This window comes from Microbacterium sp. SSM24, from assembly GCF_025989145.1.
In the GTDB taxonomy this organism is placed as follows: Bacteria; Actinomycetota; Actinomycetes; order Actinomycetales; family Microbacteriaceae; genus Microbacterium.
This window is the reverse complement of the sequence record NZ_JAPDNQ010000001.1, coordinates 1,454,610-1,476,674: the sequence shown is the minus strand read 5'-3', so window position 1 is coordinate 1,476,674 and position 22,065 is coordinate 1,454,610. Positions and strand designations below refer to the sequence as shown.

The 22,065-nt window shown below is 70.3% G+C and carries 21 protein-coding genes, 1 tRNA gene and 1 pseudogene; 13 read left to right on the top strand and 10 right to left on the bottom strand.

Features of this window, described 5'->3' with window-relative positions; genetic code table 11:
- Positions 1-144: 144 nt before the first annotated feature.
- The 6 genes from OL358_RS06800 to OL358_RS06775 are packed head-to-tail and all read left to right on the top strand — an operon-like array spanning position 145 to position 5,300.
- The gene (locus tag OL358_RS06800) at positions 145-870 is read left to right on the top strand and encodes an ABC transporter ATP-binding protein (RefSeq protein WP_413631497.1); all 726 of its coding nucleotides are present in this window, start codon (positions 145-147) and stop codon (positions 868-870) included.
- Positions 860-1,780 carry an ABC transporter permease gene (locus OL358_RS06795; RefSeq protein WP_264709195.1) on the top strand — a complete coding sequence of 307 codons (921 nt, stop codon included), beginning with the start codon at positions 860-862 and terminating at the stop codon, positions 1,778-1,780. The genes OL358_RS06800 and OL358_RS06795 overlap by 11 nt, the downstream gene beginning before the upstream one ends.
- Positions 1,777-2,613, top strand: a complete 837-nt coding sequence (gene cobA, locus OL358_RS06790; RefSeq protein ID WP_264709194.1) for a uroporphyrinogen-III C-methyltransferase — start codon at positions 1,777-1,779, stop codon at positions 2,611-2,613. Before OL358_RS06795 ends, cobA begins: the two co-directional genes overlap by 4 nt.
- Positions 2,610-4,010: an FAD-dependent oxidoreductase gene (locus tag OL358_RS06785; RefSeq protein WP_264709193.1), complete on the top strand. Its 1,401-nt coding sequence runs from the start codon at positions 2,610-2,612 to the stop codon at positions 4,008-4,010. The genes cobA and OL358_RS06785 overlap by 4 nt, the downstream gene beginning before the upstream one ends.
- Complete coding sequence (gene fdxA / locus OL358_RS06780; RefSeq protein WP_264709192.1) at positions 4,007-4,336, top strand: ferredoxin; 330 nt, start codon at positions 4,007-4,009, stop codon at positions 4,334-4,336. The genes OL358_RS06785 and fdxA overlap by 4 nt, the downstream gene beginning before the upstream one ends.
- On the top strand, positions 4,329-5,300 hold the full coding sequence (locus OL358_RS06775; protein ID WP_264709191.1) for an NAD(P)/FAD-dependent oxidoreductase: 972 nt from the start codon (positions 4,329-4,331) through the stop codon (positions 5,298-5,300). The genes fdxA and OL358_RS06775 overlap by 8 nt, the downstream gene beginning before the upstream one ends.
- Positions 5,301-5,383: 83 nt before the next feature.
- On the opposite strand, the gene OL358_RS06770 is transcribed toward OL358_RS06775, so the two are convergent.
- The 4 genes from OL358_RS06770 to OL358_RS06755 form a co-directional block, all read right to left on the bottom strand.
- Entirely contained in the window at positions 5,384-6,181 is a 798-nt protein-coding gene (locus tag OL358_RS06770) for an ABC transporter permease (RefSeq protein WP_264709190.1), read from the bottom strand.
- Positions 6,182-6,189: 8 nt separating this feature from the next.
- Entirely contained in the window at positions 6,190-7,101 is a 912-nt protein-coding gene (locus tag OL358_RS06765; RefSeq protein ID WP_264709189.1) for an ABC transporter permease, read from the bottom strand.
- A gap of 70 nt (positions 7,102-7,171) precedes the next feature.
- Positions 7,172-8,350, bottom strand: coding sequence for an ABC transporter substrate-binding protein (locus OL358_RS06760; RefSeq protein WP_264709188.1), 1,179 nt, complete (start codon positions 8,348-8,350; stop codon positions 7,172-7,174).
- A gap of 70 nt (positions 8,351-8,420) precedes the next feature.
- Complete coding sequence (locus tag OL358_RS06755) at positions 8,421-9,452, bottom strand: ABC transporter ATP-binding protein (RefSeq protein ID WP_264709187.1); 1,032 nt, start codon at positions 9,450-9,452, stop codon at positions 8,421-8,423.
- A gap of 122 nt (positions 9,453-9,574) precedes the next feature.
- Between OL358_RS06755 and OL358_RS06750 the strand changes: the two genes are divergently transcribed.
- Both OL358_RS06750 and OL358_RS06745 read left to right on the top strand, forming a co-directional pair.
- On the top strand, positions 9,575-10,333 hold the full coding sequence (locus OL358_RS06750) for a FadR/GntR family transcriptional regulator (protein ID WP_264709186.1): 759 nt from the start codon (positions 9,575-9,577) through the stop codon (positions 10,331-10,333).
- Positions 10,330-11,073 carry a hypothetical protein gene (locus tag OL358_RS06745; protein WP_264709185.1) on the top strand — a complete coding sequence of 248 codons (744 nt, stop codon included), beginning with the start codon at positions 10,330-10,332 and terminating at the stop codon, positions 11,071-11,073. Before OL358_RS06750 ends, OL358_RS06745 begins: the two co-directional genes overlap by 4 nt.
- 5 nt (positions 11,074-11,078) lie before the next feature.
- Here OL358_RS06745 and OL358_RS06740 read toward each other — a convergent pair whose 3' ends face one another.
- A complete protein-coding gene (locus OL358_RS06740; RefSeq protein ID WP_264709184.1) occupies positions 11,079-11,912 on the bottom strand; it encodes a hypothetical protein in 834 nt (277 codons plus the stop codon).
- A gap of 346 nt (positions 11,913-12,258) precedes the next feature.
- Positions 12,259-12,864 (bottom strand): dCTP deaminase, encoded by a 606-nt coding sequence (dcd, locus tag OL358_RS06735; RefSeq protein ID WP_264709183.1) that lies wholly within the window; start codon positions 12,862-12,864, stop codon positions 12,259-12,261.
- Between the two features lie 39 nt (positions 12,865-12,903).
- On the opposite strand from dcd, the pseudogene OL358_RS06730 reads away from it, so the two are divergent.
- Positions 12,904-14,256, top strand: a pseudogene (locus OL358_RS06730) (DUF222 domain-containing protein); the annotation flags it as partial.
- A gap of 451 nt (positions 14,257-14,707) precedes the next feature.
- A tRNA-Gly gene (locus tag OL358_RS06725) sits at positions 14,708-14,778 on the top strand.
- A gap of 349 nt (positions 14,779-15,127) precedes the next feature.
- Here OL358_RS06725 and OL358_RS06720 read toward each other — a convergent pair.
- The 3 genes from OL358_RS06720 to OL358_RS06710 all read right to left on the bottom strand — a co-directional run bounded on the left by OL358_RS06720 (position 15,128) and on the right by OL358_RS06710 (position 18,394).
- Positions 15,128-15,964, bottom strand: a complete 837-nt coding sequence (locus OL358_RS06720; protein WP_264709182.1) for a CPBP family intramembrane glutamic endopeptidase — start codon at positions 15,962-15,964, stop codon at positions 15,128-15,130.
- Positions 15,965-16,277: 313 nt separating this feature from the next.
- Positions 16,278-17,162, bottom strand: coding sequence for an EamA family transporter (locus OL358_RS06715; RefSeq protein ID WP_264709180.1), 885 nt, complete (start codon positions 17,160-17,162; stop codon positions 16,278-16,280).
- On the bottom strand, positions 17,159-18,394 hold the full coding sequence (locus OL358_RS06710; protein ID WP_264709178.1) for a serine hydrolase domain-containing protein: 1,236 nt from the start codon (positions 18,392-18,394) through the stop codon (positions 17,159-17,161). The genes OL358_RS06715 and OL358_RS06710 overlap by 4 nt, the downstream gene beginning before the upstream one ends.
- A gap of 110 nt (positions 18,395-18,504) precedes the next feature.
- On the opposite strand from OL358_RS06710, the gene OL358_RS06705 reads away from it, so the two are divergent.
- Positions 18,505-18,813 carry a DUF2470 domain-containing protein gene (locus tag OL358_RS06705; RefSeq protein ID WP_264709176.1) on the top strand — a complete coding sequence of 103 codons (309 nt, stop codon included), beginning with the start codon at positions 18,505-18,507 and terminating at the stop codon, positions 18,811-18,813.
- A gap of 50 nt (positions 18,814-18,863) precedes the next feature.
- Positions 18,864-19,517 carry a heme oxygenase (biliverdin-producing) gene (locus OL358_RS06700; RefSeq protein WP_264709174.1) on the top strand — a complete coding sequence of 218 codons (654 nt, stop codon included), beginning with the start codon at positions 18,864-18,866 and terminating at the stop codon, positions 19,515-19,517.
- A 9-nt stretch (positions 19,518-19,526) separates the two neighbouring features.
- Here OL358_RS06700 and OL358_RS06695 read toward each other — a convergent pair whose 3' ends face one another.
- The gene (locus tag OL358_RS06695; protein WP_264709172.1) at positions 19,527-20,894 is read right to left on the bottom strand and encodes an ATP-dependent DNA helicase; all 1,368 of its coding nucleotides are present in this window, start codon (positions 20,892-20,894) and stop codon (positions 19,527-19,529) included.
- A 109-nt stretch (positions 20,895-21,003) separates the two neighbouring features.
- On the opposite strand from OL358_RS06695, the gene OL358_RS06690 reads away from it, so the two are divergent.
- A complete protein-coding gene (locus OL358_RS06690; RefSeq protein WP_264709171.1) occupies positions 21,004-22,065 on the top strand; it encodes a hypothetical protein in 1,062 nt (353 codons plus the stop codon).

Sequence of the window (22,065 nt, the reverse complement as noted above, 5' to 3'; positions counted from 1 at the left end):
GTGACCTCGGCCTCCCGCCGCGCGACCGGCGTCGTGTCACCCTCGGGTGACGCGGCGCCGGGCCGCGGCGCCCCGAACCTGCTCGGCCCGAGCTTCGACGGCGTCGCGCCGGTGCTGCAGGCGGCCCCCGCCGCCGCCCCCGCCGTGCGCATCGACGGGGTGTCCAAGCGCTTCGGCGACGGCCCCGTCGTGCTCGACGATGTCGCGCTCGACATCGCGCCCGGCGAGTTCGTGTGCCTGCTGGGGGCGTCAGGCTGCGGAAAGTCGACCCTGCTGAACCTGATCGCGGGCCTCGACCGCCCCACGTCCGGCACGATCGAGACGCCGGCGGCCGGCGTCGCGGTGATGTTCCAGGAATCCGCCCTCATGCCGTGGCTCACCGCGCGGCGCAACGTCGAACTCGCCCTGCGCCTCCGCGGGGTTCCCCGCGGCGAGCGCCGCGAGAAGGCGCTGTCGCTGCTGGATGCCGTGAACCTGACGGATGCCGCGGAGAAGCGTCCGCACGAGCTCTCCGGCGGCATGCGCCAGCGCGTCGCGCTCGCGCGCGCCCTCGCCCAGGACCGGCCGGTGCTCCTCATGGACGAGCCGTTCGCCGCGCTGGACGCCATCACCCGCGACCTGCTCCACGAGGAGCTGGAGCGCGTGTGGCGCGCCACCGGCCGCACCATCGTCTTCGTCACCCACAACGTGCGCGAAGCCGCTCGCCTCGGCCAGCGGGTCGTGCTCATGGGCAGCCGGCCCGGGCGGATCGTGCAGGAGTGGACCATCGCGAAGACCCGCGGCCGCCGCATCGAGTCCCCCGAGGTCGCCGCCCTCTCGGTGGAGATCACCGAGCAGCTGCGGAAGGAGATCCGCCGCAATGCCGCCTGAGAGCACCGTCGAAGACGTGCGGTCGCCGGGCGCAGCATCCGGTCACGACGACCTCCGTTCGCTGGAAGCCGGACTCGACCGGCTGCAGACCGACGCCGCGCACGCGCCGGGACGCTGGCGGAGGTTCGCGTCGAGCGTCGTGCCGCCGCTCGCCTTCGTGCTGCTGCTGATCGTCGTGTGGCAGCTGTACGTGGTGATCGCGCAGCCGCGCCCCGACCGCGTGCCGAGCCCGGTCGACGTGTGGAACGCGCTCGGGCTCGCGTGGGAGTCCGGACGCCTGCAGGAGGCCGTCGCGACGAGCCTCGAGCGCGGCATCGTGGGCTTCCTCATCGCGATCGTCGTCGGCACGCCCATCGGCCTGCTCCTCGCCGAGGTGCGGCCGATCCGCCGCGCGGTCGGCCCCATCATCTCGGGTCTCCAGGTGCTGCCGTCCGTCGCCTGGGTGCCGGCCGCCATCATCTGGTTCGGCCTCTCCGACGCGACGGTGTACTTCGTGATCCTCATGGGCGCGATCCCGTCGATCGTGAACGGGCTCATCGCCGGCATCGACCAGGTGCCACCGCAGCTGCGGCGCGTCGGCACGGTGCTCGGCGCATCCCGTTGGCAGCTCGCCACCGCGGTGATCCTCCCCGCCGCGCTCCCCGGCTACCTCGCCGGACTCAAGCAGGGCTGGGCGTTCTCGTGGCGCTCGCTGATGGCCGCCGAGATCATCGCGATGGGCGGCACCATCGGCTTCGGCCTCGGCTCGATGCTCCAGCAGTCCCGCGAGCTCGCCGACATGGCCGGCGTGCTCGGCACGATCATCGTCATCCTCGTGATCGGCGTCGTGATCGAGCTCGTCTTCTTCGGGCCTCTGGAGCGGCGGATGCTGCGCCGCCGCGGTCTGCTCAACGCGGGGGGTGCGCGATGACCGGCCGACGGGCTCACGACGGAGCTGCCGGCAAGGTGTGGCTCGTGGGAGCCGGTCCCGGCGATCCGGGACTGCTCACCGTGCGGGGCCTCCGCGCGCTCGAGCGCGCGGACGTGATCGTCGCCGACCGGCTGGGCGCGCGCGCCGTGCTCGACGGGCTCGCCGCCGACGGGGTCGCGCTCACGGCCGAGGTCATCGACGTCGGCAAGCGGCCCGGGCACCACGCGGTGCCGCAGGACGCGATCAACGCGCTGCTCGTGCAGCTCGGCCGCGCCGGCAAGAGCGTCGTGCGCCTCAAGGGCGGCGACCCCTACGTCTTCGGCCGCGGCGGCGAGGAGCTCGTCGCATGCCGCGACGGGGGCGTCGAGGTCGAGGTCGTCTCGGGCATCACCAGCGCGATCTCGGTCCCGGCGATCGCCGGCATCCCCCTCACCCACCGCGGCGTGGCGACGGCGTTCACCGTCGCGACCGGCCACGACCAGATCCGGGACCTCGGCGGCGGACGCGACCACACGGTCGTGCTGCTGATGGGCGTCGGGACGCTCGCGCACTCCGCCCTCGTCCTCGCGCGCGGCGAGCGCGGAGCCGACTGTCCCGTCGCGATCGTCGAGGACGGGTTCGGCGAAGGCCAGCGCGTCACCGTGGGCACGCTCGGCACGATCGCCGAGCAGGCTGCCGTGCGCGGCATCCGCTCCCCCGCCGTCGTCGTCGTCGGCGACGTCGTGCGTCTCAGCCCCTATGCGCCCGAGGCGCTCGCCACCCTCGATCTCACGACCTTCGATCCGCTCGCGATCCCCGCCGAGCGCCCGACCGGAAAGACTCTCGCCACGTGACCTCTTCGTCCCTCTCCCACCTGCGCGTCGCGATCGTCGGCGCAGGGCCCGCCGGAATCTACGCAGGCAACATCCTCGCGAACTCGGTCTCGCAGGCCGGCGGCACCGTCGCGATCGACCTCTTCGAGTCGCTGCCCGCGCCGTACGGCCTGATCCGCTACGGCGTCGCGCCCGACCACCCGCGCATCAAGGGCATCGTCACCTCGCTGCACGAGATGCTCGCCGCGGGCACGATCCGCTTCATCGGCAACGTCGAGATCGGCCGCGATGTCGCGCTCGAGGAGCTCCACGAGCGCTACGACGCGGTGATCCTCGCGACGGGCGCGATCCGCGACGCCGCGCTGGACATCCCCGGCATCGACCTGCCCGGATCGTTCGGCGCCGCGGACTTCGTCGCCTGGTACGACGGTCACCCCGACGTCCCGACCGAGTGGCCGCTCGACGGCGCCGAGGTCGCCGTGATCGGCAACGGCAACGTCGCACTCGATGTCGCACGCGTGCTCGCCAAGCACGCCGTCGATCTGCGCCCGACCGAGATCCCCGACAACGTCCTCGCCGGCCTCGAATCCTCGGCCGTCACCGACGTGCACGTGTTCGGACGTCGCGGTCCCGGCGACATCAAGTTCACGCCGATCGAGCTGCGCGAGCTCGGCGAGGTGCCGAACGTCGACATCGTCGTGCACGACGAGGACTTCGCCGACGCCGACCCGGCTACCGCGCCGAACAACCAGCTCAAGGTCATGCTGCGGGTCCTGAACAGCTGGCGCACGAGGGAGTCGACGGGCGCCTCGCGCCGTCTGCACCTGCACTTCTACCACTCGCCGGTCGAGGTGCTGGGCGATCGGCGCGTCGAGGGCCTGCGCTTCGAGCGCACCGAACCCGTCGGCGACGGCACCGTGCGCGGCACCGGCGAGTTCCGCGAGATCGCGGTGCAGCAGGTGTACCGCGCGGTCGGCTACTACGGCACGCCCGTGGTCGATGCCCCCTTCGACGCGCGCGCGGGCGTCGTGTCGAACGTCGAAGGACGCGTCGTGGATGCCGCGGCCACGGGTGACCCGGAGGCACCGGTCGTCCGCGGGCTCTACGCCACCGGCTGGATCAAGCGCGGACCCGTCGGGCTCATCGGTCACACGAAGTCGGACGCGATGGAGACCGTCGCGCATCTCGTGGCGGATGCCGCGGCCGGCGTCCTCCGGGCACCCGCGGTCGACGTCGACGTTCTGGAGCTCCTGGACGATCGCGACGTCGCCTACACGACGTGGGACGGCTGGCTCGCCCTGGACGCCCACGAGCGGGAGCTCGGCGAGAGCCACGTCCACGCGCGCGAGCGCGTCAAGGTCGTGCCCCGCGCCGAGCAGGTGGCCGTGTCGCGGTCCGGAGCGCTGATCGGGTCGTGACCTACGTCATCGCGCTGCCGTGCGTGGACGTCAAGGACCGCGCCTGTATCGACGAGTGCCCGGTCGACTGCATCTACGAGGGCGAGCGCTCGCTGTACATCCACCCCGACGAGTGTGTGGACTGCGGCGCGTGCGAGCCGGTGTGCCCGGTGGAAGCCATCTACTACGAGGACGACTTGCCCGACGAGTGGCAGGACTACTACAAGGCCAACGTCGAGTTCTTCGATGACGTGGGCTCGCCCGGCGGTGCCGCAAAGGTGGGTGTGATCGACTTCGACCACCCCGTCATCGCCGCACTCCCGCCGCAAGGAGAGGCACATGACTGAGTCGGCATACATCCCGCCGGCACCCTCCGTGGAGGTCGATGTCGTGGTCATCGGCGGGGGACCCGCGGGGCTCTCGGCCGCTCTCAACCTGGGACGCGCACGCACCTCGGTCGTCGTGGTCGACGCGGGACGGCCGCGCAACGCCGCGACCCTTCGCTCCCACGGCTTCCTCACCCGTGACGGGGTGTCGCCGCTCGAGCTGCGCAAGCTCGCGCGTGCCGAGCTCGGCGCCTACCCCGCCGTCTCGGTGTACGACCGCGCCGTCGTCACCGGCCTGCTTCCGACGGATGCCGCGAACGGCATGCGGTTCATCGCCCCGCTCCAGGGCAGGGCGGAGCGCACGCCGCCGGCGGTCGCCGCGCGCTCGGTCCTCATCGCCACCGGCCTGCGCGAGACGCTCCCCCGCGTCGCGAGCCTGCGCGCGTACTACGGCATGACGATCTTCAGCTGCGCCGCCTGCGATGCGTGGGAGCTGCAGGATCGCCGGCTCGCGCTCATCGGTGAGACGCCCGACCTCGCCGCGCGCGCACGCCTCCTCGCGCGCTGGACGGACCGGCTCACCGTGTTCACGAACGGCGCCGACGTCGTCGACACCGTCGAGGAGGCCGAGCTCGCGGCATCCGGGATCGTCGTCGAGCGCCGGGCGATCGACGACCTCGAGGGCGACCGCGGGATCGTGTCGGCCGTCCGCCTCGTCGGCGGGACGCGCATCGAGATCGACGGCGGGTTCGTCAGGCCGCAGTGGGCGCCGGCGCTCGACTTCCTGGGCGGCCTCGACGTCGCGCGCGACGCCGACGGCACCCTCGTCGTCGACCGGTCCGGACGCACGTCGGTGCCGGGGGTCTACGCGGCCGGCGATGCCGCGTCGCCCGGTCCGCAGCAGCTCATCGTCGCGGCCGGCCAGGGTGCGCGCGCCGCCGCCGTCCTCGTCCAGGACCTCGTCGGCGTGAGCACCGCCCACTGACGCGGTCTCTTTCCGTTTGTGCGGGCGAATGCACGCTACACGCCCGGGAAAGCGGGCATTTCCCCGCACAAACGGAAGGGAGGTCAGCGCCTGGTCTGCTCCGAGCCCGACAGGCGCTGCGCGAGATAGATCGGGATGATCGAGATCAGCACCAGCACGACGGCGATCACCGACACCACGGGCGCCTGGTTGGGCCGGAACATGTTGTTGAGGATGTAAATCGGCAGCGTCGTCACCGAGCCGGCGGTGAAGGTCGTGACGATGATCTCGTCGAAGCTCAGCGCGAAGGCCAGCATGCCGCCTGCGAGGAGCGCCGATCGCAGCTGCGGGAACGTCACCAGGCGGAACGTCGTCCACACGCCCGCGCCGAGATCGGCGGAGGCCTCCTCGAGGTTCGTGCCGGTGCGACGAAGCCGCGCGATGACGTTGTTGAAGACCGTCACGATGCAGAACGTCGCGTGCGCGATGACCACGGTCCAGATCGACAGCGGGACGCCCAGGATCGTGCGGAAGAAGTTGTTCAGCGCGATGCCCGTGATGATGCCCGGCAGTGCGATCGGGAGGATGATCAGCAGCGAGATCGACTCGCGGCCGAAGAACTCGAAACGCTGCAGCGCGAACGAGATCAGCGTGCCGAGCACCAGCGCGATCACCGTCGCGATGATCGCGACCTGCACGCTCGTGAGCACCGCCTCGATGGCCCCCGCGCTCTGGAACGCCTTGCCCCACCACTCCAGGGTGAAGCCCGGCGGCGGCCAGGTTAGCGATGTCGATGTCGAGAACGAGTTCACGAGCACGACGAACAGCGGCAGGTAGACGACGAGCAGGATGACGCCCGTCACGATCCCGAGGATCGCCCGCGCCGGCGTGGAGAGTCGCATGCTGCGTCCTAGAGGTTGTTCAGGGCACCCGTGCGCCGCACGAGAGCCAGGTAGCCGAAGATGATGACGATCGGGATCAGCGCGATCGCCGCCGCGAGCGGCAGGTTGCCCGCCGCACCGATGTTCGCGTAGATGAGGTTGCCGAGCATCTGGTTCGTGCCGCCCACGATGTTCACGGTGATGTAGTCGCCCAGCGACAGCGCGAACGCGAAGATCGTGCCCGCGATGATCGCCGGGAAGGCCATCGGGAGCACCACGTGCCCGAGCGTTCGCCACGTCTTTCCGCCGAGATCCGCGGATGCCTCCAGCAGCGAGTCAGGCACGCGCTCGAGCCCCGCATAGATCGGGAGGATCACGTAGGGGAGCCACAGATACGACAGCGTGATCACCGTGGCCGGAAGTCCGTAGCCGGGCGTATGAAGGCCGAAGGGGGCCAGCATCCATTCCAGGATCCCCTCCTGCGACAGCACCGAGCGCCACGCATACGCCTTCACGAGATAGCTCGCCCACAGCGGCATGAGCACGGCGATCACCAGGATGCGCTGCATCCGCGGCGACGCCACCTTCGCCATGTAGAACGCGATCGGCAGCGCGATGGCGACGTCGATGAGCGTGACGAGGAGCGCCACGCCCAGTGTCCGCAGCGTCACCGTCTGGTAGAGCGTGCCCGTCACGACGGTGATGATGTTGTCGAGCGTCCACTCGATGACGATCTCGTTGGTGAACGGATCGACGCGCCAGAACGCCGTGACCAGCAGCAGCACCAGCGCCACGATGTAGACCACCACGAGCCAGAACAGCGGGGCCGCCAGAAGCAGCGACAGGCGCGTGCGCGGGTGCGTGGTGAGGAACGACGACATCCGGCGTGCCGGCGTGGTCCCGGTCGTCGGAGCGTCGCTGCGGAGGGTGTCGGTCGTCACGGATTCCTCATGTCTGCGGAAGGACCGGGGGCGACGCGGCTTCGCATCGCCGCCCCCGGCCGGTCGGGTGTCAGCCCTTGATCTCGGTCCAGGCCTCGGTCCACTTCGAGTAGTCGACGCACTCGACATCGGTGCGGCCGTCGACGCAGTCCGCGATGGGCGTGGTCCAGTACCAGATCTGCGACGCGTACTCCTCGTCACCGGCGTGGTAGGCCTCGCAGTCGTCGCGGTAGTCGCACGCCTCCTGGCTCGACGGCGCCTCGCCGAAGTAGGCGGTCGCCTGGGCGTTCGTCTCGGGGCTCGCGATCCAGTCGAGCCACGCGTACGCGCAGTTCGGGCTCTTCGCCTCGGACGCGATCATCCAGGTGTCGGACCAGCCGGTCGCACCCTCTTCCGGCAGCACCACCTCGGTGGTCGCGTCGCCCGCGGCGAGGGCGTTCTGGATGACCTGCCAGGTCGTGCCGGCGACCGAGTCACCGGTCTCGAACGCCTGGATCTCCTTGAGGTAGTCCGACCAGTATTCGCCGACGTGCGCGCGCTGGGCCTTGAGCAGGTCGACGGCCGCCGCGAACTGCTCCTCGTCGAGGGCGTACGGGTTCTGGATGCCGAGATCCGGCTGGTGCGCCATGAGGTACACCGCGGCATCCGCGATGTAGATCGGCGAGTCGTACGCCGTGATCTTGCCCGTGTACTCGCTCGCACCGTCGAACACGATGTCCCACGACGTGGGCGCCGGGGAGACGACATCCGTGTTGTACAGGAGCAGGTTGGCGCCGTAGCCGTGCGGCACGCCGTACGACTGTCCGTCGACCGAGTTCCACTCCTTCTCCTTGAGGAAGTCGTAGATCCCCTCGTAGCTCGGGATGAGGTCGGTGTTCACCGGGGCGACATCGCCGGCGGCGATGAGCCGCAGGGTCGCGTCACCCGACGCGGCGATCACGTCGTAGTCGCCCGTCTTCATGAGGTTGACGGCCTCGTCGGACGTGCCGTAGGTCTTCGAGGTGACCTCGCAGCCGGTCTCCTCCTCGAAACCGGAGACCCAGTCGACGGCCGGGTCGTTGCTGCCGTCTTCGACGTAGCCGGGCCACGCCAGGATCGAGACCGATCCCTCGTACTCGCCGAGCTCGTCGGCCGCTTCGGACGGGGCGGCGCTGCCGCCGCCGGACGTGCCGCAGCCCGCCAGGACGGCGATCGCTCCGATCGCCAGCGCGGTGCCGGCGATGCGGCGGCCGCGTGATGAGTGCATCATGGGTGTTCCTCTCTCGGTGTGCGGGAATTGCTGTGTTCTCCGGGGGCGAGGGCCCGCGGTCTGAGCCGGCTCACGTGCCGGGCGGAATCAGCGACACGACGTCGGAGTCGTGCCAGGTCACGTGCACGCGGTCGCCGCGATCGTCGACGGTGCGCGAGCGGTCGTTGGGCTCGAGCACGGTCACGCGCATCCCGGCATCGAGGTCGATGACGCGACGGATGCCGCTGCCGACATAGATCGACTCGATGAGCGTGCCCGGGGCCGAGCGCTCGCCCTCGCCCGTCGCGGCCTCTGCGCGCAGGGTGAGCTTCTCGGGGCGGATGGAGTGCTCGCCGGCGCGCCCAATGAGTGACGCCGAGCGGTCGTGGTCGAACAGGTTCGACGTGCCGACGAAGTCCGCGACGAACCGCGACGCCGGCTGCTCGTACAGCTCCCACGGCGTGCCGAGCTGCTCGATGCGGCCGTCGTGGAACACCGCGACCCGGTCGGAGAGCGTCAGCGCCTCCTCTTGATCGTGGGTGACGAAGATGAACGTGATGCCGAGGTCGCGCTGGATCTGCTTCAACTCGACCTGCATCTGCTCGCGCAGCTTGAGGTCGAGCGCGCCGAGCGGCTCGTCCAGAAGGAGCACCTTCGGCTGCACGACGGTGGCGCGGGCGAGCGCCACCCGCTGCCGCTGTCCGCCGGAGAGCTGGGCGGGCTTGCGCGAGGCCATCTGCTCCAGCCGCACCGCCTCGAGCGCCTTCATCGCGCGCGTCCGCCGCTCCGTGCGTCCGACGCCGCGGACGCGCAGGCCGTAGGCGACGTTGTCGAGCACCGACATGTGCGGGAACAGCGCGTAGTCCTGGAACACCGTGTTGACGTCGCGGTCGAACGGCGCTTTCTTCGTGACGTCCTGGCCGAAGAGCTCGATGGTGCCTTCCGTCGGCTGCTCGAAGCCCGCGATGAGCCGCAGCACGGTGGTCTTCCCCGATCCGGACGGCCCGAGCATCGAGAAGAACTCACCCGCGCCGATCTCGAGGTCGACATGATCGACCGCGGTGACGGCGCCGAACTCCTTCGTGAGTCCGGTCAGCCGGATGGCGGGCTGCTGCTCGGTCATTGACCTCTCCTTCGATGTCGGTGCAACTAAATCATATGGATCCATATGTCAAAAGATCACCGCGCGTGTTACGGTCATGTCACGGTTGGAGAGGACGGGCTTTCCGCACCGGGAGGAGCCTGATGCCGCACGCCACGGGACACGTCGACGCCGCGCGGGCGGTCGTCTTCGCGGCGCTGGACGGCACCGGGCGCGCTGAGCTCGTCGAGCAGCGGCTGACCGACGCGATCGTGAGCGGCGTCCTGCACGACGGCGAGCGCCTGCCGAACGAATCCGACCTGTCCAAGAGCCTCGGGGTGGCGCTCGTCACCGCGCGCGAGGCCCTCGAGGGCTTGCGCGACAAGGGATTCGTCCGCACGCGCCGCGGCCGCGACGGGGGCAGCTTCGTCACGTTCGACCGTGAGACGGCGGCGCTGATGGTGTCGCGGCGCCTGCTCGACACCAGCCGCATCGAACTGCGGGACCTCGCCCTCCACGTGTCCGCCATCGCCGGTGCCGCCGCGGAGACCGCTGCGACCCGGGCGAGCGAGGACGACGTCGAGAGCCTCGCGCGACTGGCCGCAGGCGCCGACCTCGATTCCGCCGGCGGAGCGCGGCGCGCCGTCAGCCGCTTCCAGCTCGAGGTCGCCGCGATCAGCCAGTCGCCGCGCCTCGTTCACGAGGAGATGCGCTTGCAGAGCGAGGCGGCACCGCTCCTCTGGATGTGCCTGCGCGAACAGGAGTACCGTGACCGCAGCGCTCTCGCGCGCACCCGGGTCATCGCCGCCATCCAGGACGTCGCACCGGAGGCGGCCCGCGCAGCGACGATCGCGCACATCGACAGCGCCTTCGAGTGGCTGATCGACGAACGAGCACGGATCGACGCGGGAGGCGCACCATGACCACGATCACGACACGGTCGCATGCGGATGTCGCCGCACACGTCGCCACGACGATCGACGGCATCTTCGCGATGATCGACGCGTGGCGCGACCATCTCGAAGCAGAGCTGCAGACGGATGCCGCGCTCACCGCCGCACGGATCGACCCGCTCATCGAGGCATTCGCCGTCCCGGCCGTGTCCGGCGAGACGCTCCTCACCGGTGCGGGGTTCGTCGCGGCACCGGGCGTGCTGGCAGACGCGGAGTGGCACCTCGCGTGGTGGCTCGGCGGAACCGGCAGGCCGCTGCGCCGCCTCGCGACGATCGACGATCCGTCGCACGATCAGTTCCGCGACTACACCGCGCTCGAGTGGTGGCGCGTGCCCACGACGACGGGCGGCCGGCACCTGACCGGCCCCTACGTCGACTACCTGTGCACCGACGACTACACCGTCACCGTCACAACGCCCGTGCGGGTGCGGGGCGAGATCGTCGGCGTCGTGGGCGCCGACGCGCTGGTGGACCGGCTGGAGCGCGAGCTGCTCCCCGCGATGCGGACCGGTGCGACGCCCGCGACCCTCGTGAACGCGTCGGGCCGGGTCGTCACCTCGACGGACGCGCGCCGCGAACCCGGCTCGATCCTGCGCACCGAGGGCCTGGTCGACGCCATCCGCCGTGCGACCGTGGAGCCGGTCCCCCTCGACGGGGGTGCCGTCCTCGCGTGCGGCGACACCTCGCTCGCGCTCCTCGTGGAGGTGTGAGCGGTCTACGGCGTGCGCGTGTAGACGTGGACCTCGTCGCCCTCGATCGCGAAGCGCACACCGGTGCCGTCGGGGAAGCGGTCGCGGAGCGCTTCGGGTGACCCCTCGTCGACGTCGAGCGACGCTGACGGTGCGAAGGCGGTGCCGCCGCACCCCGTGGTGAGGATCTCGTTCACCGCGGGTGCGCCGTCCGGCCCCTCCGCGGGCACGACGAACAGGCAGACGATCTCGGAACCCGGGCCGCCCCACGCGTTGGGGACTACCAGCGCGCGGGTGCCCTCGAACACCTCGAAGACGCGCGCGCCCTCCTGGGGATCTCCGAAGACGCTGGTCGGCCACTCCGTGACCTCGACCTCGGGGAGGACCGCCACCTGGTTTCCGCCCGACGATGATGTCGTCATCGTGATCCCGGCCCCCGCGACGAGGGCGAGAGCGACGGATGCCGCCCACAGCCAGATCGTGCGGCGCGACAGCGTTCCGCGGCGAGCGGGAGCGTCGTCGCGCGGGTCTGTGCTCGCGGCGGGCGGAGTGCCCTCGGCCGAGCCCGGTGCCGGCGGCGCCGGGTCCGCGTCGAACGCGTCGGCGTCGAACGGGTCCGCGTCGAGAGGGTCCGCGTCGAACGGCTGTCCGTCGAGCGGTTCTTCGCGCCTCGCGGTGGAAGGGTCGTCGCGCATCGGCGTGAGTGCCGGAGGCGCCGAGGGGGCGGCATCCGTCGCCGTCACCACCGACTCGAGCTCTCGCAGCCGCGCCAGGGCGACCGGATCGAGGTGGATGTCGGCATCCGGTCCGTACGCGCGCTCACGGAGCACGCGGAGTTCTTCATCGCCGCGGACGTCCATGCTCACACCCCCGCGTGGGGCGCCGACAGCCCCGGAATGAGGTGCTCGGGCGTCGTCAGCTCAGCGTGTGGCACAGCATCCTCCGTCCCGAAAAACGATAGTCGACGTGGGGCCTGCGGATCCCTATACTGCAAAATGCAGTAGCCATCGGGTTGATCGCGGCCGCATCGTGTGGGGACACGGGCCGCGGACTGGGGTAAGCGCGACCGGTGGTCGGCTTGCGCCCGATGATGCTGGGGCAGCCATCGGGGTGGCTCCGCCACCTCGGCGAAGCCACCCCGATCGCATCCCCGCCGTGCGCTGCCATGAGACCCTGCCCCGGGGCTTCAACGCGACCTCGCCGTGCTCAGCCGCCGAGGGAACCCGCCTCGGTCGACCCGACATCCGTGCGGTGGAAGTTCTGGAACGAACGCGACGCGGTCGGACCGCGCTGGCCCTGATACCGGTTGCCGTACGGCCCGCTGCCGTAGGGGTTCTCGGCGGGCGACGTGAGGCGGAAGTAGCAGACCTGGCCGATCTTCATGCCGGGCCAGAGCTTGATGGGCAAGGTCGCGACATTGGACAGTTCGAGCGTCACGTGACCGGAGAAGCCGGGGTCGATGAAGCCGGCGGTGGAGTGGGTGAGCAGACCGAGTCGCCCGAGCGACGACTTGCCCTCGAGCCGGGCGGCGACATCATCGGGGAGAGTGATCTGCTCGAACGTCGACCCGAGCGCGAACTCCCCCGGATGCAGGATGAACGGCTCATCCGGGTCGACCTCGATGAGGCGCGTCAGCTCGGGCTGGTCCTCGGCCGGGTCGATGAACGGGTACTTGTGGTTGTCGAACAGCCGGAAGTAGCGATCGAGCCGCACATCCACGCTCGACGGCTGGACCATCGCGGGATCCCAGGGGTCGAGCCCGATGCGCCCCGCGTCGATTTCCAGCCTGATGTCGCGATCACTGAGCAGCACGTGGCCAGCCTACTGGGGGAGTGTCGGGCGGCTCTGGAGATGACGGATGCCGCGGAGTGCGCTGCCGGCGAGCGACGGGGCGGGTGTTTGCGATCCCGGTGCGGGTGCGGGGTCGGGTGCGGGGTTGGGGGGGTTGGGTGGGGGGTTGCTTCCTCCACAGGGCCGGGTGGCGCCTCCTCCACAGGGCGGGCGGCGGTTCCTCCACAGGGCGGGCGGCGGTTCCTCCACAGGTCGAGCGGCGGTTCCTCCACAGGTGAGAGTTTTCCACAGTCTGACCTGGCCTTTTCCGGCGCGAATGTCGGAGGCCGTCAGCAGAATGAGTGCATGGCCACCGCACCGTCGATCGAGGAGCGCGAGCTCGCCGTGCTCGATGGTCTGGTGACCAGCATCGGCGAGACGCGCGCCGCGATCGCGTCGTTCCAGGCGCTCGAGGTCACCCTGCTCGCGGCGGCGGAAGCCCTCGCCGAGGAGCAGACCTCACGCCTCGTCTCGGCCGGCAGTCGCGAGCGGGAACTGCCGCGGCGGTCCATCGCGGCCGAGATCGGCGCCGCAACGCGCATCAGCGACCGCACCGTGCAACGGCGGATGAGCGAAGCCGCCGCCCTCACCCGCGACTTCCCCGCGACCACCCGCGCGCTGGGCGCCGGAATCATCGACCGCGCCCACGTCACCGTGATCGTCGACACCGGCGCGGCCATCACGGATGCCGCCGCCCGCGCCGACTTCGAGACCGCCGCGATCGCCCTCGCACAACGCGAGACCCCTGGCCGGCTCCGGCCGCTGCTGCGCACTCTCGCCGCCCGCCTCGACCCGGCATCCATCGACACCCGCCATGCCACCGCCGTGGAGCAGCGCGGGGTCTGGATCACCGACCTCGACGACGGCATGGCGCAACTGGTCGCCACCCTCCCTGCTGCGATCGCCCACGCGATCCGCGATCGCCTCACCCGCTTCGCGCACACCATCATCGACGCCCACCCACCCGCAGGCGCCGACACGGACCCGGCCGCCGAACCCGCCACCGGCGCCGACACGGTCGCCGTAGGTGCCGCCGAACCCGCGACCGGCGCCGAGCGAACTGCGCACGCCGAACCGGCCACCGGTGCGGCGCCGGCGGCCGACCGGCGCACCATGGAGCAGCTGCGCGCCGACGTGCTCGCCGACCTGCTGCTCACCACCGACCCGACCGCCGCACCGCGCTCGGCCGAACCGATCGTCGCGACCGTGCAGGTGATCGTGCCCGCCCTCACCCTCCTCGGCGAGAGCGCCACCCCCACCGACCCCGCCGAACTCGTCGGCCACACCCCCATCGACACCGCCACCGCCCGCCACCTCGCCGGCACCGCACCGGGATGGGACCGCCTCCTCACCCACCCCATCACGGGCAGCATCCTGACCGTCGACCGCTACCGACCCAGCCAGGATCAACGCCGGCATCTGCGCGCCCGAGACGAGCACTGCCGCTTCCCCGGATGCCGCATGCCCGTCCACCGCTGCGACATCGACCACACCATCGACGCCGCCCACGGCGGACCCACCTCCACCTGCAACCTCGCCCACCTCTGCCGCCGGCACCACACCCCTCAAGCACCACACCGACTGGACCCTCACCCAGCACCCCGACGGCACCCTCGAATGGACCAGTCCCACCGGCCGCACCCACCACGACCACCCACCCAACGCCGTCCGTTTCCGTGTCAGCACCGACCCACCACCCTTCTAGCCGAACGCACGACCGGGACGGTTGGACGGCAGGGCGCGGCGCACGACGACAGCGCACGGCAGAGCGCGGCAGAGCGCGGCATCCGCTCTGTTATCCTGGCCAGACGCCGAAAGGCCTGCCGGGGATGTAGTTCAATGGCAGAACTTCAGCTTCCCAAGCTGATAGCGCGGGTTCGATTCCCGTCATCCCCTCTTAAGAGAAAACCCCAGATAGATCAGGGTTTTTGCTTCCCGCGGACTGTTGAGTTCAGACCCTTTCACGGCACCGATGCGCACTCCTGCGCACTCGTCGCCTGACTGGAGCACCTGAACCATGACCACCACTCGCACCGCTCAGCGGGCCCGCCCGAACGTCCTCGGCACCGTTCGCCGGGAGAAGTCCGGTCGCTTTCGCGCCTGTATCGCACGTTTCGCGGCGGTGAGCATGTCCTTGACTGTCCCCACGGCGTTATACGGGGCGGAGGCGACCACACCGCGGCCGCATGCATTGGCAGCCCGCCGACGACCCGCTACTGCTCCGCACTGTAACCGGCGCGGCCGCTCAGGAGATCGCTCCTGGCCGCGCGGCAGGCAGCCCGGTCTTGGCGCCTCGGCGTTCGCTGACGATGAAAACGACCAGCAGAATCGCACCGGCGAGGATCACAAGGTACGTGCCCAGCGTCGGCAGGATGCCGATGAGGCTGTTCGACGGGTATTCACCGTGCAGGAAGATCGTCGGGTCCGTGCTGGCGTGCACCAGGATCGGGGCGATCAGGGTGCGGGTGACGCGGAGGATCAGGTACATGCAGATGCCGAAGAAGAATGTGTAGACGATCTGCAGCAGCGTGACCCCGAGCCCCTGAGTGGAGGTGAACAGGTTGGTGAAGTGCAGTGCCGCGAAGATCCCGGCGGAGGCGAGAGCGACCGCGATCTCGCCATGGCCCCCCTTGCGCATCAGGTTCACCACGAACCCGCGGGTGACCAGCTCCTCCACGAACCCGACGAACAGACCGGCCAGCAGCCAGGTGAACACGAGTTGCAACCCGGCCTCTTCGTAGTCGATGCTGAACAGCGCCGCCACGTTGATGGCCAGCACGACGATCAGCGCGATCCACATCCACCGGCGGCCGGGCAGCGTCTGCCGGGCGAACAGTTCCCGCAGCCAGCCCACCGACGCCGCGAAGGCGATCAGCAGGACGCTGGTGATGATGATCGGCAGCGCGGTCGCGAAGAACACGTACGACGCGCTGCCCTCCTCGCCGCGCAGGTCTTCATCGACGAGTCCGAGCAGGAACCCGAGCAGTTCGTACACGCCAAGGTAGACCGCGGCGAGCAGCAGCGCCCGCCAGAATCCTCCCCGATTCCAGAACCGTCTCCATGCTGAGGACTGCTCGACCATGACTGCTCCGTTCCGGGACGCGATTTTTCGGCACGGCATCAGCCTCGCGTTCGATGCCAATACTGGCAGTCACACCCGCCGCCGCGTGCACTCTGCGAGTCGTCCATGCGCACTCATGCGTGCACATGCCAGCGGAAACAGGCACTCTCAGGCAACGTCTGGCGGCCGCGCTCTAGAACAAGGATGCGGGTGAGAGGGTCGAATCCCCTGCATGGGGCGGCACTCGATATGGCCGGGCATGAGTTTCCCAAGCTGATAGCGCGGGTTCGATTCCCGTCATCCCCTCCATAGAGCGGTTCCGTTCGCACACGCCTCAGGCCAGCGGCTCGGCCGCCTCGCGAGCTGCCCGGGCCGACGATCGGACCGCGCCGATGCTCGCAACGATCACCAGGGCGATGCCGACCATCTCGAGCCACGACAGGTGCTGGCCGAGGAACAGGAAGCCGGCGAGCGCCGCCGTGGCGGGCGCGAGACTCATGAGGATCGCGAAAGCCGCCGCGGGCAGCCGCCGCAGTGCGATGAGCTCGAACGCGTACGGGATCGTCGACGACAGCACGGCGACGGCCGCGCCGAGGGCGATGATGTCCCAGCGCAGCAGCGCGGATCCGGCGTCGGCGATGCCGAAGGGCAGTGCGATCACCGCCCCGACGGCCATCGCGAGCGCGAGACCGTCGAGCTTGGGGAACTCGCGCCCGACGCGCGCGGAGGCGAGGATGTAGAACGCCCAGCTGGCCGCGGCCCCCAGTGCGTACAGGACCCCGAGCGGGTCGAGCCGGTCCCACCCGCCGCCGCCGAGCGCCACCACCCCCGCGAACGCGACGACCGCCCACAGCCACGCGGACGCGCGACGTGCCGCCACGATCGACAGGACGAGCGGCCCGAGCACCTCGATCGTCACGGTGACCCCGAGGGGCAGTCGTTCGAGGGCGAGGTAGAACAGGCCGTTCATCGTCGCCAGCACGAGACCGAACAGCGCGACGCTGGTCCACGCCGAACGCGAGTGCCCGCGGAGCGCCGGACGTGCGATGAGAAGCAGTACGACCGCGGAGAAGACGAGGCGCAGCATCACCATGCCGAGGGGTCCGACGCTCGGGAAGAGCAGGACCGCGATCGCCGCACCCACCTCCTGGCACGCGAGGCCCGCGACGACGAGGAGGATCGCCGGAGTGCTGATACCGGAGGGAGCCCGAGCGCTCACGCCGCGGGAGCGCAGATCGCGCGCTTGACGATCTCCGCGTGGTACTGCTCGGCCGTCCACGGGAGTCCGGCCTCGGGGGCGGCCTCACCCGCGGCGGCCGGGGCCTTCGACGCGATGGCGGCCAACTCCCACGCCAGATAGGCGCCGAAGCCGGCGCCGCCCGCCGAATTGTTGAGCACCACGGCGATCGTCAGCCCGGTGCCGGGGTCGGAGAACGCCGCCGTCGTGTAGCCCGGCACCGCGCCGAACTGGCCGATGAGCGACCCCGCTTGCACGGCCCCGCCGGCCACCGTGTTCCAGGACGGCGCACTCGCGCCCGCCGGAGCCGGGTCGGCGAACCGGTCATCGACGCCGGGCTGCAGTGCCCCCGTCGCGAGCGCCTGGGCATAGCGGCCCAGGTCATCGATGTCGCTCACGACGCCGCTGTCGGTGTAGGCGCTCGACGGGGAGACGTCCGTGACATCCAGCGGCTCGACGCAGTTGCGCTTGCCGCCCTCGACCGGCGGCGAGAAGAGTCCCTCGAGCACCGTGTCTCCGGTGAGCCCGCCGAGGTGCGTCTGCTCCAGCCCGAGCGGCTGCGCCACATACTCCTCGATGAGCTCGGCGGCCGGCGCATCGAGAGCGTTCTCGAGGGCGAGGCCCAGCAGCACATAGCCGGCGTCGGAGTCGCGGTAGGCGACCCCCGGCTTCGTCGTGCGCGCCTCGCCGAGTCCGAAGCTCGCGAGCTCGCGCGGACTCCACGTGCGCTCGGGGTTCGAGAGCCACATCGGCAGGAGGTGGGGTGCGTACGCTCCGATGCCCGACGTGCTGTCGCACAGCTGCTCGAGAGTCACGTCCTCGAGGACGGGGACGCTCGCCACCCACTCCGACACCGGATCGTCGAGCTTCACCTTCCCCTCGGCCACCGCGGCGTAGAGGACGTCGCAGATCATCGGGCGCGTGATCCGGCTCGCGCGGAACTGCATGTCGGCGGCGACCTCGGCGGCTCCGTCGGCGGGGCTCTGCGCACCCAGTCCGGCCACCCAGCTGCCGCTCCAGGGTGCCCACACCCCGACGATGGCCCCGGATGCCCCGGCGGAGACCATCGCGTTCTCGACGGCGGCCTGCAGCTGCTCGACCGTGGCGTCGGGCAGCGCGGTCGCCGACTGCGGCGGAAGCTCCAGCTCGAGATCCGGCGTGGGCGAGCACGCGGCGAGCGCGAGACCGACGGCGAGCACGGCAGACACCGCCATGACAGCTCGGCGCGTCCTTGGTTGGGTCCTCATGCTCACCCCCCGATGATCTGCATAGATTCAAACACACCCGCGCGGCGCCGACCGCACCCGCCTCCTAGGCTGGGAGGATGACCCATCAGTTCGACGAAGCGGCGCGTTCCGGCGTGCTCGGCCATATGAACGGCGACCACGGCGACGACAACCTCCTCATCGCCCGCGCGTTCGGCCGTGACGACGTCGTCGCCGCGCGGATGACGGGGTTCGACGGCGACGGCGGAACCTGGGTGGCGACCCTGCCCGACGGCGGGGAACTCGACGTGCGTGCCGCATGGCCGGGCGGAGCGATCTCCGAGCGTCCCGAGGTGCGGCGCGAGATCGTCGCACTGTACGACGAGGCGTGCCGCGTCCTGGGAGTCGTGCCGCGACCGCACGCGTAACCCGCAGATCCGCGTAGGTTAGGGCACCCTAAATCTCCTACAATGGGCGCATGAGCGACCCGATCCCGTTCTCCACCGCCCTGCGAGAGCGTTCCAGCCGCGCCCACTCCTCGAGCGAGCACTCGGGCTTCATGGCCGACCTCATGAAGGGGGAGGGGACGCGCGAGGACTATGTCGCCCTCGTCGCCCAGCACTGGTTCGTCTACGAGGCGCTCGAGCGCACGGCCGACCAGATGCGCAACGATCCCGTCGCGGCCGTGTTCATCAGCGACAAGCTCACCCGTCTTCCCGCGCTCGAGGCGGACCTCGAGTTCCTGGTCGGGCCCGAGTGGCGCGACACGATCACGCCGCTTCCGACGACCCGGCGCTACGTCGACCGCATCAACGAGGTCGGCGCGACGTGGGCGGGCGGCTTCGTCGCTCACCACTACACGCGCTATCTCGGCGACCTGTCCGGCGGGCAGTTCATCGGCCGGCTGATGGCGCGCCGCTTCGGCTTCGAGACCAACGGGATCGGGTTCTACCTGTTCGACGACATCGCCGACCCCAAGGCGTTCAAGGACGTCTACCGTGACCAGTTGGATGCCGCCCCGTGGGATGCCGCGGAGCAGGAGCGCGTCATCGACGAGGTGCTCCTCGCCTACCGTTTCAACACGGAGCTGTTCGACGATCTCGCGGCGGCCAAGGCGACGCAGGTCGCCTGACCCGCGCGCCTAGGCCTGCGCCGCCTGACCGGCGCGCACACCGGCCATGAACCGCTGCACGTCGGGATCGACGCGGATGTCGGACGGTCGCAGCGGGCGGGAGAGGTAGAGCCCGTCGAGCGACGTCAGTCGTGACAGTGCGACGTAGGTCTGCCCGGGCGCGAACGCTCCCGATCCCAGGTCGACGATGGCGCGATCGTACGTCTTGCCCTGGGACTTGTGGATCGTGACGGCCCACGCCAGGCGCAGCGGGAACTGCGTGAACTCCGCCACGATCTCGCGGGACAGCGACTTCGACCCCGCGTCGTAGGCGTATCGGAACCTCTCCCAGACCGCGGGCTCGACGTCGAACTCCTGACCGTCGACCTCGACCCGCACACTGCCGCCCGCGATGCGCGTCACCGTGCCGATGGTGCCGTTCACCCACCGCGGCGGCTCGCCGTAGGACTGGGTGTCGTTGCGCAGGAACATGACCTGGGCCCCGACCTTGAGCTTGAGTTCGACATCGGCCGGGTACGCGGCATCCCCCCGCCCGAAATCGCCGCTGATGTCGGCGACCGCGGTCTGCTCGCGGCCCACGAGCTCGGTGAGATGGCGGCGGTTGATGCTGTTGACGATGTCGTTGCGCGTCGCGAGCGTGATGATCGGATGCTCGCCGTCGTTCGGGTCGGGAGGCGTGCGCGCACCGGTGTCGTTGAGGATCTGGGCGATGTCGGCGGTCACGCGCCCGTACCGCACCGCGTTGAGCATCGCCTTGAACGCCGGGTCGGACTGCCGGTGGATGTCGACCAGCTCGCGGATGTGGAGATCGGCGCCGTACGAGCCGATGTCGATGATGCCGTCGCCCGCCGCCTCTCCGACCCACACCTTCGCGTCGAAGAACCAGAACGACCGGTAGTGGTCGCGGATGTACCGCAGCTCGTCGCCCCGCGGCGGCACCGGCGCCAGCTGATACGGATCGCCGAACATCACGATCTGCACGCCGCCGAAGGGCTCCGCGCGGCGCCCCCGTGCCTGTCGGAGCGACCGATCGATCGCGTCCATGAGGTCGGCGTTGACCATCGAGATCTCGTCGATCACGAGGGTGTCGATCGCGTTGAGGATCTTGCGCGCGGCATCCGACTGGTCGATCTCACCCTTCGCGATGAGCCCGATCGGAAGGCGGAAGAGCGAGTGGATCGTCTGCCCCTCGACGTTGAGAGCGGCCACGCCGGTGGGTGCGCACACCGCGATCTGCTTCGACGTGTTCCACGCCAGGTGCTGGAGGAGCGTGGACTTGCCGGTGCCCGCACGGCCGGTCACGAACACGTGCTCGTGCGTGTCTTCGATGAGCCGGAACAGCGCCTCCTGCTCGGCTGACAACGGGGGCGTGTTCACCGATTCATGGTAGCCAGCGGATGCCGCCTCCCGGCCCCGCACCGCAGATCGGTGGACGATCCGTGACGGCGGGTTCGGGCATGAGACGACAAGTTCCTAGACTGGGGACGTGGACGAGGAGGCGGTGAAGCGCGGTGGCCGTCGCGGCCTGGCCTTCGACCTCACCGTGCTGGCGATCGTCGGCGTGCTGCTGATCGCCGCCGTGCTCGCGGCCGCCGGAGCCGTGCAGCAGCAGTTCTACAGTCCCGCCGCGTTCGTCGAGCGCTACCTGTCGACGCTGGCGGCAGGACGCGCCGCCGAGGCGCTCGCGCTTCCCGGCGTCGCGGTCGACTCCGCCGAACTCGAGGCGGCAGGGCTCCCGGCGACCGCGTCCGAGGCCCTCCTGCGCGCTGCCGCGCTCGCTCCGCTGAAGGACGCGCGCGTCGTGTCGGAGCAGGTCGACGGCGCGGTGACCCACGTCACCGTCGACTACCAGGCCGGCGGGCACGGCGGCACCACCACGTTCGACATCGAGCGCGAGGGCTCGATCGGTCTCGCGCCGACCTGGCGGTTCGCCACGAGCCCGCTCGCCGTGATGGACCTCGAGGTGCGCGGGTCGATGCAGTTCTCGGTGAACGGGTTCGAGGTCGACAAACGGCAGGTGTCGCCCGACGGGGCGGAGGCCGACCCGCTCGCGCCGCTGCCGATGCTCGTGTTCTCGCCCGGACTGTACGCCGTGTCGGTCGACACCGCGATCTCGGCGACGCCGGGAGTCGCCGTGCTGTCCGACAGCCCGTTCCACAGCTTCCCCGTCGAGGTGCAGGCCGAGGCCACCGACGAGTTCATCGCCGTCGTGCAGGACAAGGTGGAGGAGTTCCTCACGTCGTGCGCGACCCAGGAGGTCCTCCAGCCCACGGCGTGCCCGTTCGGGTACTACGTCCAGGACCGCATCGATTCGCTGCCGGCCTGGTCGATCGCGCAGCAGCCGACGGTGCGGGTCGAGCCCGACGGCGCGGGCTGGAAGATCGTCCCGAGCCAGGCCGTCGCGCACATCGAGGTCGACATCCGCTCCCTGTTCGACGGATCGATCACGCACGTCAGCGAGGACGTCCCCTTCATCGTCGACGGCGAGATCGAGGTCCAGCCCGACGGGACCGCGTCGATCACCGTCGGCGGACCCGAGACGCCGTAG

Bases quoted from the DNA above. Each gene is read 5' to 3' on its own strand.
- OL358_RS06795 (WP_264709195.1), top strand. From the start codon at position 860: ATGCCGCCTGAGAGCACCGTCGAAGACGTGCGGTCGCCGGGCGCAGCA.
- cobA (WP_264709194.1), top strand. From the start codon at position 1,777: ATGACCGGCCGACGGGCTCACGACGGAGCTGCCGGCAAGGTGTGGCTC.
- OL358_RS06775 (WP_264709191.1), top strand. From the start codon at position 4,329: ATGACTGAGTCGGCATACATCCCGCCGGCACCCTCCGTGGAGGTCGAT.
- OL358_RS06770 (WP_264709190.1), bottom strand. From the start codon at position 6,181: ATGCGACTCTCCACGCCGGCGCGGGCGATCCTCGGGATCGTGACGGGC.
- OL358_RS06760 (WP_264709188.1), bottom strand. From the start codon at position 8,350: ATGATGCACTCATCACGCGGCCGCCGCATCGCCGGCACCGCGCTGGCG.
- OL358_RS06755 (WP_264709187.1), bottom strand. From the start codon at position 9,452: ATGACCGAGCAGCAGCCCGCCATCCGGCTGACCGGACTCACGAAGGAG.
- OL358_RS06750 (WP_264709186.1), top strand. From the start codon at position 9,575: ATGCCGCACGCCACGGGACACGTCGACGCCGCGCGGGCGGTCGTCTTC.
- OL358_RS06745 (WP_264709185.1), top strand. From the start codon at position 10,330: ATGACCACGATCACGACACGGTCGCATGCGGATGTCGCCGCACACGTC.
- OL358_RS06740 (WP_264709184.1), bottom strand. From the start codon at position 11,912: ATGGACGTCCGCGGCGATGAAGAACTCCGCGTGCTCCGTGAGCGCGCG.
- OL358_RS06720 (WP_264709182.1), bottom strand. From the start codon at position 15,964: ATGGTCGAGCAGTCCTCAGCATGGAGACGGTTCTGGAATCGGGGAGGA.
- OL358_RS06710 (WP_264709178.1), bottom strand. From the start codon at position 18,394: ATGGCGGTGTCTGCCGTGCTCGCCGTCGGTCTCGCGCTCGCCGCGTGC.
- OL358_RS06705 (WP_264709176.1), top strand. From the start codon at position 18,505: ATGACCCATCAGTTCGACGAAGCGGCGCGTTCCGGCGTGCTCGGCCAT.
- OL358_RS06700 (WP_264709174.1), top strand. From the start codon at position 18,864: ATGAGCGACCCGATCCCGTTCTCCACCGCCCTGCGAGAGCGTTCCAGC.